8 protein-coding genes and 2 pseudogenes are annotated in these 8815 nt (G+C 65.1%); 4 read left to right on the top strand and 6 right to left on the bottom strand.

Annotation, left to right across the window (positions count from 1 at the left end):
• The 4 genes and pseudogenes from CA951_RS41720 to CA951_RS41735 form a co-directional block, all read right to left on the bottom strand.
• Positions 1 to 275 (bottom strand): annotated as a pseudogene (locus tag CA951_RS41720) (NAD(P)(+) transhydrogenase (Re/Si-specific) subunit alpha); the annotation flags it as partial.
• Positions 276 to 309: 34 nt separating this feature from the next.
• Entirely contained in the window at positions 310 to 1389 is a 1080-nt protein-coding gene (locus tag CA951_RS41725; protein ID WP_087562422.1) for a porin PorA family protein, read from the bottom strand.
• Positions 1390 to 1482: 93 nt separating this feature from the next.
• On the bottom strand, positions 1483 to 2634 hold the full coding sequence (locus tag CA951_RS41730) for an acyl-CoA dehydrogenase family protein (RefSeq protein ID WP_087562423.1): 1152 nt from the start codon (positions 2632 to 2634) through the stop codon (positions 1483 to 1485).
• Positions 2635 to 2936: 302 nt separating this feature from the next.
• Positions 2937 to 3653, bottom strand: coding sequence for a histone-like nucleoid-structuring protein Lsr2 (locus tag CA951_RS41735; protein WP_087562424.1), 717 nt, complete (start codon positions 3651 to 3653; stop codon positions 2937 to 2939).
• A 300-nt stretch (positions 3654 to 3953) separates the two neighbouring features.
• On the opposite strand from CA951_RS41735, the gene CA951_RS41740 reads away from it, so the two are divergent.
• The gene (locus CA951_RS41740) at positions 3954 to 4520 is read left to right on the top strand and encodes a Chromate resistance protein ChrB (protein WP_087562425.1); all 567 of its coding nucleotides are present in this window, start codon (positions 3954 to 3956) and stop codon (positions 4518 to 4520) included.
• The gene (locus tag CA951_RS41745; RefSeq protein ID WP_256974311.1) at positions 4517 to 5713 is read left to right on the top strand and encodes an MFS transporter; all 1197 of its coding nucleotides are present in this window, start codon (positions 4517 to 4519) and stop codon (positions 5711 to 5713) included. The genes CA951_RS41740 and CA951_RS41745 overlap by 4 nt, the downstream gene beginning before the upstream one ends.
• Before the next feature lie 276 nt (positions 5714 to 5989).
• Here CA951_RS41745 and CA951_RS41755 read toward each other — a convergent pair whose 3' ends face one another.
• Positions 5990 to 6256 (bottom strand): helix-turn-helix transcriptional regulator, encoded by a 267-nt coding sequence (locus CA951_RS41755; RefSeq protein ID WP_087562427.1) that lies wholly within the window; start codon positions 6254 to 6256, stop codon positions 5990 to 5992.
• A 99-nt stretch (positions 6257 to 6355) separates the two neighbouring features.
• On the opposite strand from CA951_RS41755, the gene map reads away from it, so the two are divergent.
• Complete coding sequence (gene map, locus CA951_RS41760; RefSeq protein WP_087562428.1) at positions 6356 to 7126, top strand: type I methionyl aminopeptidase; 771 nt, start codon at positions 6356 to 6358, stop codon at positions 7124 to 7126.
• A 19-nt stretch (positions 7127 to 7145) separates the two neighbouring features.
• Here map and CA951_RS41765 read toward each other — a convergent pair whose 3' ends face one another.
• Positions 7146 to 8180, bottom strand: coding sequence for a LacI family DNA-binding transcriptional regulator (locus tag CA951_RS41765; RefSeq protein WP_087562429.1), 1035 nt, complete (start codon positions 8178 to 8180; stop codon positions 7146 to 7148).
• A 267-nt stretch (positions 8181 to 8447) separates the two neighbouring features.
• On the opposite strand from CA951_RS41765, the pseudogene CA951_RS44795 reads away from it, so the two are divergent.
• Positions 8448 to 8815, top strand: a pseudogene (locus tag CA951_RS44795) (alpha/beta hydrolase); the annotation flags it as partial.

The raw sequence follows: 8815 nt of genomic DNA on the forward strand, positions 1-8815 counted from the left end.
GCATGCAGCCGGCCCACTTTATCTGCGGACGGGCGCGCGACCTTCACGATCACCTCCGCCGACCACGGGTCGCCGATCTTCGCCCCCACCCCGGTGTACAACTCGTCCGGAATCAACGCGCCCAACCCGGCACCCGACTCGACCACCACGTCGACGCCCTTGGCGATCAACGACGCCACGACCTTCGGCACCAACGCCACCCGACGCTCACCGTCGTCCGATTCCCGAACGACACCAACTCCGGGCGAACGGGGAGATTTCTGCAACTCAGACACGACTAATTCCTTTCTGTCCGAACCAGGAGCACTGCTAGTGCTGCGGTTCGAGTTCCGGGTCCGAGGACTCCGACGTCACTTGCCTTCTCCATCGGAGCGCAGCCAGCGCGATCAACCCGGCGCCGACGGTGAGCGCGACTATGGGAAACCACAACCCGATGGCGGACAGGAGAGTCGCATTCTTCGAAAGGTCGTCGGCTGCCGCGGTGACATCCGCGGGTGCGGTATGAAGCTTCGCGATAGACAGCGGAAGTATCGGCACGTCTTGACCGTCGATCGGCGCCGTGAGGTACAGCCCCTGTGTCTGTGCGATGTCGAGTGGCGTTCCGAATTGCTGATCGACGGCGACGCTCATCGAATTCGTGCTGCCGTAACCGGTGGTGATCAATTCCGGCAGCGAGGGCAGTCCCTCTCGGACGACTGGGATAGAGGATTCCGGAACGATTCCGGCCTGCAGCAATCCGACGACGAGCGCCTTGGGGAGTTGGGTGGGAAACTGCTCGAACTGCGCCAACAGGGTCGGGCTCTGTATCGGCCCTGCGGCGTCAACCTCATATCGCTTGACCTTGCGACCGGCCACGGTGTCCTCGCCGGCGAAGGTCGCGCTCTGACCCGTCATCGTCACCGTGTCGTAGATCTGATTGCCATCGGTCGAGGGGTTCGGTGTGAAACTGAAGGCAATGCCCTCGTGTGGCTCGAAAGTCGCCCGCTCCCCTGCCGGTACCACTGCCAGCACTTCCTGCGCGGTCAACGGCACGGGTGAGAAATCGACACGATCGACGGCGAACGTGTGAACATCCTTTTGCTGTGCACCATCGGGGAGATTGATCGCTGTATCGATGGTGACAATTGCCGTGTCACCATCGACTGCATCCACGGACAGTCCACGATCTGCGGTCACGGCGACTTCGGGACCGATCAGATTCGCCAGGTCATTCGATGCGAACGCCTGTTGATTCAGTGCGCTGACGCTGCCCTCGTATTTCTGGCTCGCGGTGAAGTCTGCAGGCAGCTTGGACAGCGCCGGCAACGCGACGAATCGGACCAGCACGGCACTCATGATCAGCAAGATGCCGAGGACGAGCCATACGATCGAAGATCGGCGGACGGACATGTTCGTTCTGCTCCTAGTTGATGTCGGGTCGTTCGAGTTGTGAGAGCCCGTGATTCGGCATTGCAGGAAGCCTGCGAACTGACGAACCACCCGTCAGAGGAAGGCGCTGACGCCGGTCTCGGCGCGCCCGATGAGCAGCTTCTGGATCTGGCTCGTGCCTTCGTAGAGGGTCATGACGCGAGCGTCGCGCATGTATTTCTGGACCGGGTACTCGTCGACGTAGCCGTACCCGCCGAATGCTTGGATCGCGAGGTTGGCTGCCCTGACCGCGGCTTCACTCGCGAAGTATTTCGCCTTGGACGCCTCGATACCGAAGGGCCTGCCCTTCTCGATAAGGTCGGCTGCCCGCCAGACGAGCAGGCGCGCGGCGTCGGCGTCGACCGAGATGCTCGCGATCATGTCCTGGATCATCTGGAATGAGGCAAGCTGGCGTCCGAACTGTTTGCGCTCCTTCGAATACTGCACGACCGATTCGAGGCAGCCTTGGATGATCCCGACGCAGCCGGCACCGACGGAGACCCTGCCCTTGTCGAGCGAGTGCATGGCGATCTTGAACCCTTCGCCTTCACCCCCGAGCATGGCGTCACGAGGTACTCGGACATTGTCGAACGCGAGTTCCGCCGTGGCCTGACCACGAAGGCCGAGCTTTCCCTTGATCTCACGTCGCCCGAATCCAGGAAGGTCGGTCGGAACGAGGAAGGCTGAGACGCCGTTGGGTCCCGGACCGCCGGTGCGGGCAAACACCAGGCACAGGTCCGCCCAGGTTCCGTTCGTAATGAACATCTTGGCGCCGTCGATCACGTAGTCGTCGCCGTCTCGAGTGGCGCGGGTACGCAGGTTCCCCGCGTCGGATCCGGTGTCCGGTTCGGTCAGTCCGAAACAGGCGAGCACCTCACCGGTGGCGATGCCTGGCAGCCACTGCTGCTTCTGCTCCTCGGTACCGTGGGACAGAATCACCTTGCCCACCAACCCCATCGACACCGAGACGATTCCCCGCACCGCGGAATCAGCCCGCCCGAGTTCCTCCATCCCGGTGCAGTAGGTGATGTAGTCCCCTCCGAGACCGCCGTACTGCTCTGGGATCGTGAGCCCGAAGAATCCCATCTCCCCCAGTTTGGGAATGATCGACGTGTCGACCGACTCGTCGCGGTCCCACTGCTCGCGGTAGGGTACGACTTCCTTGTCCAGGAACTCGCGCGCGAACCGCTGGAAACTCAACTGTTCATCGGTCAGGACCAAGTCCATGGTCCACCTCCACATCGTTTGATCCGAGTGTCACGACTTCGGCCCGCAAGGCCACGCGACCCTCGAAACTACTCAACTTTGTTTGTCCCACAACGACACTCACCGACAGTGAGCACTCCACTCCAGGTGAAACCCGAGCCGGACCAGAGAAGTTGTAGTTGACTTCAATTTCAACTGAAGCCAAGAGTAAGCAACCCAAGACCGGGAAGTCAACGGTCAGCGGCGACCAATTCTGAAGTTGAGTGTAACTTCAACTTAGCAGTTTCAGGTCCCCTGCGAAGGCTGCGTAAGCCCCACCGAACTCAGCGCTCGGGGTGGGCGGCGGTATAGGCCTCCCACACCTCGTCGCGCAGTCGTCCGCGGTCGGAGACGGGAAAGTCGTGTTCGCGAGCCCACGCCCGGACCTCGGCGGTGGACGGCGCAGGTGCGTCAGTGCTGCCGTCATCTGCAGTGGGAGCATCGTCGGCCGGTGCTTCGTCGGCCGGTGCTTCGTCGCCGGCGTCCTCGTCGTCCTCGTCATAAGCGTCGGCGGACGGGTCTGCGGCCGGCGATTTCCTACTCTTCGCAAACCTCCTGCGCTTCAGCTTCCCCGCGGCGCCGAGCAGTTCCTTCCCCACATCGGCAGCGGTCTCGGCGCCGTCGAGGACGTGTTCGACGGCGTCGTCGGCGGGGACATCGTCGACCACGTCCGCGGTCTCCTCGACCAGGTCTTCGGCAGCCCGGAGTGGCTCGTCAGTGCCGCCGGGGAGCAGGCGATCGATGTCGACGTCAACGTCACTCCGAGCGGTGCCGGCGGTCACGGCCGCCCCCCTCACAGCATCGAGGAGTTGACCGCGCACCGATTCGTCGAGGGCCGCGAACTCGGGCGATGCCTCCAGCAGCTTCGCAGCGTGGTCGACCATCTCCTGCGGGCTGCCTGCAAGGCGTCCGGCACCCGCCGCGGCAAGCGTCGTGTGGCGGGCCCGGCCCAGCCAATATCCCACGATCACCGCGATCGCGACCTGCAGTCTGGACATCATCGTCGACTCCCACGGATGGATTTGACCGTGCGGCCTACCGAGCCGACTACCCTGAACCGTCCGCGCTCAATCGCCCGTGAACGGTGGTGAAGGTATCGCGGGCGACGACCCCCTCGCCACCCTGTGCACGACCGTGACCAACCTGACCGGCCGAACCATCTTCATCCACAGCGGACACGACCGAACAGCAACACTCTCGCCGGCTGACTTCGTCGCGGGTCGCCCTCCGCTGCACGATCGACGACCGAGAGAAGTAGCGCGTAGAACGTCGACAGGTGTAGCCGCTGTTACATTTGCCTGGTGACGGACGAGGGAACCGAAGCACGCTGGCTGATCGCACTGGTAACCCTGCCCGCCGGACCGTCCCGACATCGAGTCGCGGTCTGGCGGCAACTGCGGAAGGTCGGAGCGCTGTCGCTGGGGCAGGGCACGTGGGCCGTGCCGCGCGCTCCCGCCTTTACGACGGGCCTCGATCGCACCACCGAGCTGGTCCAACGCGCCGCGGGCGAGATCATCTTCCTGCACGCCACCGGTGCCAGCGCCGACGACAGCGCACGATTCGAGGCAATGTTCACCACCGCCCGCGAAGAGGACTGGACCGAATTCCTCGCCGACTGCGGAAAGTACGAGGCCGAACTGGACAAGGAGATACGAATCCGCAAGTTCACCCTCGCCGAGCTGGAGGAGGAAGAACAGAGCCTCGAAAGACTGCGTCGCTGGCACCGCGACCTGAAGGCACGAGATGTATTCGGCGCCTGCAATTCCGACGAAGCGACTGCGAGATTGCAGCACTGCACGCAGCTGTTCGAGGACTACGCCGAACGCGTCATCGCCTCGCTGCACGCCACCGACAGCGCACACCCATGACCGGAGCCGCGTCACCAGCCGTGCGGTGGCGGATGTGGCCGCTGTACGCAGCCGGTTTCACCACCGCCTTCGGGGCGCATGCCGTGGCGGCGAACCTCGCATTCGACCTCGAGGACCGCGGTGGTTCCCTGCTGTATCTCGGTCTGCTGCTGGCGCTGTACGACGGCGCAGAGGTAGTGCTCAAACCCGTGTTCGGGACACTTGCCGACCGGATCGGTGCCCGACCGGTCCTTCTCGGTGGACTCATCGGATTCGCCGCAGCCTCCGCCCTGTTCGTCGTAGTCGGCGACTCGAACTGGCTGTGGTTGGCCCGGCTCGGGCAAGGCGCTGCCGCGTCCGCGTTCTCCCCGGCAGCGAGCGCACTGGTCGCACGGATGACCCCGAAAGCCGGTCACGGCACCGCGTTCGGAACATACGGTTTCTGCAAGAGCCTCGGCTACACGGTCGGTCCGCTGCTGGGCGGCGTGCTGGTGTGGCTCGGCGGCCTCACGCTGCTGTCCGCGGTGATGGCCGTCCTCGCGCTCACCATCGCGGCATGGGCGGCGCGTGTGGTGCCCGTCCTGCCACCCCTGCCGCGCAATCGGCAGACCGTCCTGGACCTGGCGCGCCGGCTGACGGATCGGACGTTTCGCCGGCCCACCCTCGCACTCGCGTTCGCAACCTCGGCGCTGTCCGTGGGCGTGGGATTCCTGCCGGTCACCGGTGCCGCCGCCGGACTCGGCTCGGTGGCGACCGGTGCCGCGGTGTCCGTCCTCGCGGCCTGCGCCGCCCTAGTGCAACCACGTGCCGGACGGGCACTGGACGCAGGTCGTATCTCGGCCGACGCCGGATCCGTGCTGGGTCTACTGGTCACCGCCACCGGCCTCGGGTGCGCGATGCTCCCCGGCCTGCCCGGAGTACTGCTCGCGGCAGTGGCGATCGGCTCCGGGACGGGACTGATCACGCCGTTGGCGTTTGCGTCACTGGCTGGTTCGACTCCCGCCGAAAGGATGGGACAGACCATGGGCGCCGCCGAACTCGGACGCGAACTCGGTGACGCAGGGGGACCGCTGCTCGTCGGAGGCGTCGCCGCGGTCGCCACACTCACCGCCGGATTCGGCGCGATCGCAGCAATCACCCTCCTCGGCGGCGCCGTGACCGCAGCCGCACCAATGCGCCGCCATCTCGGTTTCGTCTCGCCGAAGGACGAGTGACGGCAACGTCCGATCGTGTTTGCCTGCTCGGTTCCACCTCGGTTGGAGCGATTATCCAGATCGGTTGAGACAACGGGAGATCGGCAGTCTGGGTTCGAGTTCAACCTGTGCCATGCACTGTTCCACAAGACTTTTACGCATCTCTGGTTCGAGGCTGCGATGGCGGCCGTGCCGGAGAATCGGGAGGATTCGACGGCAGAGGCCGCCGATCCGATAGCCGACCTGCGGAAGAAGTAATCTTCGCCGCCGCCGAAGTGGTCGGCGGCGTCTCGCTTGCTACCCGGTCTCCTGAAGGTTCAGGTCGGGAAGGCAGATCTGGGCGAGATCCTCCAGCGGGACCGCCAGCACAGCCGCGAGTGCGGCGACCGTCGTGAAGGCCGGAGTTGCCAGGCGTCCCGTCTCGATCTTGCGCAGGGTCTCGGGTGAGATCGACGCGGCATGTGCCACTTCGGCGGGCTTGCGGTCACCTCGCGCCTGCCGGAGGTAAGCGCCGAGTCGCTTGCCGGCGGCACGCTGCTGCGGAGTCAAAGGGGATCGCACCATTCGACAAGGATACGCCACACTCGGTATGAAAATACCGAACATTCGACTAGCCTGGTATTTCTATACCGGATTGTTGGTGAAAATGTGGAGGGTGAGCGCGTGTTGGAACTGAAGACGTCACAGGAGATCGAGGCGATGCACACCACCGGCGCGTTCATCGCGGAACTGCTCGACGACCTGCAACAGCGTGCTCTGGTGGGAGTGAATCTGCTCGACCTCGAACGCCGCGCCCGGCTCTTGATCGAGGAGCGTGGGGCGGTGTCCTGCTACTGGGATTATGCGCCGTCGTTCGGCCGCGGCCCGTTTCGCAACGTCATCTGCCTGTCCGTCAACGATGCGGTGCTCCACGGCCTGCCGCACAATTACGACCTGCGCGACGGAGACCTTCTGAGCATGGACATCGCGGTCTCGGTCGACGGGTGGGTGGCCGATTCGGCGCGCAGCCTGATCGTCGGCACACCCCGAGCGGAAGACCAGCGGCTGATCGAGGCGACTGAACGCGCCCTCGCCGCCGGTATCGACGCCGCACGTCCCGGCGGGCGCCTCGGCGACATTTCCGCAGCAATCGGCGCGGTCGCCGCCGACTACGGCTACCCGGTCAACACCGAATTCGGCGGACACGGACTCGGTCGAACGATGCACGAGGACCCGCACGTGTCCAACCAGGGGCGGGCCGGCCGGGGCCTGGTGCTGCGCCCCGGCCTGACGCTCGCACTCGAGCCCTGGTTCGCCCGCGGCACCGACAAGATCGTCTACGACCCCGACGGGTGGACCATCCGATCGGCCGACGGCTCGCGGACCGCCCACAGCGAACACACGATCGCGATCACCGACGGTGATCCGCTCGTCCTGACACGCCGCGCAGCCTGAGTCCGGTCGGCGACCACGGTCAGGGCATGTTGTAGGGGGTGGTGATCCGAATCGGTGACTTCACCGTGGTCACGCCCGACATACCGCCACGTCCCTGAATCAGCATGCGGCAGGCCAGGTTCGCGTCCGACCGCAGGTCGTGATCGAGGACGGCCGAGATCTTCTTGTCGCGAAGCAACTGCTTGTTGTCCCGATCGAGGTCGTGGGCGATGAAAACGCGGTAGCGGCGGCCGAGTTTCTCGAAGGCGCGCACGGTTGCCATGTTGCCGCCACCGATCGAATAGACCGCCTCGATGTCCGGGTTGCGTTCGAGTGCGTCGAGGACGAGACGCTCAACCGTCGTGTCGAGACCCTCGCTCTCGGAGATGTCGATCAGTGTGCGCTGAGAGCCGCTCCCCCCGACACCGCTCGAGCGGCGCAAGGCACCGCGAAATCCCATCTCGCGCTCCTCTTCGCCGCGAAACGCGTTGCTACTCAACGTGACGAGAACACTGGACGCACTGTCGGACAGCCATTGTTCGAGCAGATAGGCTGCGGTCTCCCCTGCCGCCCGGTTCTCGATGCCGACGTAGCCGACCCGACTGCTGTTCGGGACGTCGGTGGCGTAGGTGACGACGGGGATCCCCGCCTCGGTGAGCCGGTCGATGGCGTCGGAGACCTCGGTGGTGTCGGGCGCCTTGACAATGACACCTTGCGAGGGGCGTTTGACGAGCTTGTCGAGTGTCTCGACCATGGCAGGCACCGAGCCGGTCTCCCGGAAGTGGAACCGGGTCCGGACCACGGCAGGGGCGAGGGACGGCAGTTCTGCCTCCACCGCATCGCGGAACGCTTCAGAAAATCGCGGCGGCGCCTGCATGACGACGTCGAAGAGATACTTTCGCCCGGCCAACCGCAGCTGGGAACGCTGTTTGTCCAGGTCGGCGATCGCTTGCGCGACTTCTGCGCGGGTTCCCTCACGCACCCCCGGGCGGTTGTGAAGCACGCGGTCGACCGTCGCCTCGCTGAGGCCCGCCTGCTGGGCAATCTCCCGAACCTTGTAACGACCGTGCGCCACAGCTTCTCCTCGAGGCGAATATGATGGATGATGCCAATCAATTGAGGCACGTATCACAGCAAGATTAGCAGGAATGCACGAAAGATGCTCCCGATGAACAACTCCCGCACATCCACCCGAGGAGTCGCCGCCCGCGGAAGCGTGGTCCGTACCGGATCAGCGACCCTGCGCATCCGGTCCGACGGCCTCCACGTAAACCTGTTGGCGGAACCCGGTGACCACAGGTCGTCCGGGAGCGCCGATCACGAGCACTCCGAAAGGCACACCATGCACTTCACTTCCGAACAGCGCCTCGCCGACGACGTCCTCGAACGCGCATTCACCCTCGGTGAGATCCCCCGGAATCCTGTGGACGCCCAGATCCGCATCCGGGACCACACCGGCACCACTGATCCTGGCCGGCCACCCCGGCGGACTGAACATGATGTACCCCCGACTGGTGGCCCGAGCCCGGCACGCCGCAGCGGAGGGCTTCGCCGCAGCCACCATCGAGCTCCCCGGAATGGCGGGCCACCCTGGACGCCCTGCTGTCGCTGCCCGAAATCGGCGGTCCGGTCGGGTACTCGGGAGGGGTGATCGCCATCGGCATCCGACTGGCAGTGGTCGAGCCGCGCATCACGGCCGCCCTCCTGTTC

The organism is Rhodococcus sp. NCIMB 12038, assembly GCF_002165735.1.
Taxonomy (GTDB): Bacteria; Actinomycetota; Actinomycetes; order Mycobacteriales; family Mycobacteriaceae; genus Rhodococcus_F.